The organism is Hymenobacter agri, from assembly GCF_054778495.1.
This window is the reverse complement of record NZ_BAAGZM010000859.1, coordinates 1-1,393: the sequence shown is the minus strand read 5'-3', so window position 1 is coordinate 1,393 and position 1,393 is coordinate 1. Positions and strand designations below refer to the sequence as shown.

At 61.7% G+C, this 1,393-nt stretch carries 2 protein-coding genes; both read right to left on the bottom strand.

Features of this window, described 5'->3' with window-relative positions; all coding sequences use genetic code 11:
* Positions 1–248 precede the first annotated feature (248 nt).
* Positions 249–479: a CDGSH iron-sulfur domain-containing protein gene (locus ACYVDE_RS22845; protein WP_046243298.1), complete on the bottom strand. Its 231-nt coding sequence runs from the start codon at positions 477–479 to the stop codon at positions 249–251.
* Positions 480–615: 136 nt separating this feature from the next.
* Positions 616–1,149: a GNAT family N-acetyltransferase gene (locus ACYVDE_RS22840; RefSeq protein WP_460503835.1), complete on the bottom strand. Its 534-nt coding sequence runs from the start codon at positions 1,147–1,149 to the stop codon at positions 616–618.
* Between the last annotated feature and the right edge of the window lie 244 nt (positions 1,150–1,393).

The following is a 1,393-nucleotide window of genomic DNA, read 5'->3' as shown; positions in this document are numbered from 1 at the left end:
GCCGCCATGCGCGCCGACACGCTGGCCCCGCCCGCCAAAGTAGCCCAGCTCAAGGCCGAGCTCAACCGCTACCACCACACTACCGCCTTCGACAAGTGCGACTCGATGGGCGACGTGGTGCGCCAAAACCTGTGGCAGATGCTCGGGCCGCAGCTGCGCCGGGCGGCGGGGTAGGGGCGAGCTGCTTCGTCATGAAAAAGCCCGCCGGCCAATTGGCCAGCGGGCTTTTTCATGCGTCGATTATCAGCTTACACGGCCGGCTTGGGCGCGGGCAGGTCGAAGGCCGTAGCGTCGTGCTCGAAGTGGCCTTTGTGCGAGCCATCGCAGAAGGGCTTTTGCTTCGAGAGCCCGCAGCGGCAGATGCTGATGCGCTGGCGGCCGCCGAGGCCGTAGGGCTGGCCCTGGGCGTCGACGAGCTCGATATCTTCGCCCTCGACGCGGAGCGAGCCATTGGAAAGAACGGTGAGTTTGGTGGCCATTTTAAAAGGGTTGGGTTTTGAGAGGTGAATGTTGAGGTGAGAAAGAAGAGCTAAGTTTTGGGTGGTGAATGTTGAGTTACTCGTTTATTTTATTTTTCGACTGACTCAACATTCAACCCTCAAAACTCAACCCTTTTCATAATTTCTTCCGCATAATGTAGTCGTTCATGAAATACGGGCCGATGGGCACATCTACCTCGCGCTGGCGCTCGAAGCCGCGGCGCTCGTAGAAGGAAATGGCGGGGTTGTAGCGGTTCACGTTCAGGTCGAGGAAGTGGCCGCCGGCGGCGCGGGCGGCGTTTTCCACGGCTTCAATGAGGTGCTGGCCCAGGCCCTGGCCCTGGCGGGTGGGCAGCACGTAAATCTTGTGCAGCTTGTAGCCTTTCGTGCCCTCGGGAGCAGCATCGGCCGGCTGGGGCGAGAAGGACGCAAAGCCGGCCGGCTCGCCCTCCACGTAGGCCACCAGAAACTGGTGCTGCTGCTCCTGCATCTGCCGCTTCAGGGCCGCCGGCGAGTAAATCACGCGGTACATGTACTCCAGCTGCTCTTCCGAGATGATGAAGCGGTAGGTAGGTTCCCAGGTAGCCTCGGCCAGCCGGATGATGGTGGGAATGTCGGTGAGCGTGGCGGGCTCAATGCGCGGCGGCGCGGCAGGGGCGTCAGAAGTCATACTAGCGGCAAAACACGAAATTGCGGCGAAAAAACCGAAACCGGCCCGCCTCCCCCAATACGGTTGGCCCGCTCCTTGCGTTAAGCGGCGTCGGCATTCGTCTTTTTTGCCTGCTTTCCATGAAAACTTTTCCCGTTCTGCTAGGCCTGCTGGCCAGCCTGTCGGGCGTTCTGCACGCCCAAACCACCACGCCGGCCCCGGCAACTCAGCCCCGGCGCGGCGACCTCACCGGTGCCCGACCTTC